This is a genomic window from Paraburkholderia sp. J63 (genome assembly GCF_905220245.1).
Lineage (GTDB): Bacteria > Pseudomonadota > Gammaproteobacteria > Burkholderiales > Burkholderiaceae > Paraburkholderia.
Genome location: NZ_CAJMZF010000200.1, coordinates 1 through 349, shown reverse-complemented (window position 1 = coordinate 349; position 349 = coordinate 1). Strand labels below are relative to the sequence as shown.

The following is a 349-nucleotide window of genomic DNA, read 5'->3' as shown; positions in this document are numbered from 1 at the left end:
TTCGCCCTCGGCGAACACGATGCGCGCGCAGTTGGACTTGGCCGCCGCGAACACCGGACGCATCACGATGCCCGAGCGGTAGACCGTCGCGCCAAGCTGCTCGCGGTAGGCTTCCATGTCCTGAATCGGTCGCGTGGCCACGCCCGAATCCATCGCGGCCTGCGCCACGGCCGGCGCGATCTTGATGATGAGGCGCGGGTCGAACGGCTTCGGAATCAGGTACTCCGGGCCGAATACGAGCGTGTGGCCTTCATAGGCCTTCGCCACTTCGTCGCCCTGGTCGGTTTCTTCGGCGAGTTCCGCGATCGCGCGCACGCACGCGAGCTTCATTTCTTCCGTGATGGTGGTT

The 349-nt window shown here is 65.3% G+C and carries 1 pseudogene; it reads right to left on the bottom strand.

Going from position 1 to position 349, the window contains the following annotated elements:
* Positions 1–349, bottom strand: a pseudogene (locus U5775_RS39165) (NADP-dependent malic enzyme); the annotation flags it as partial.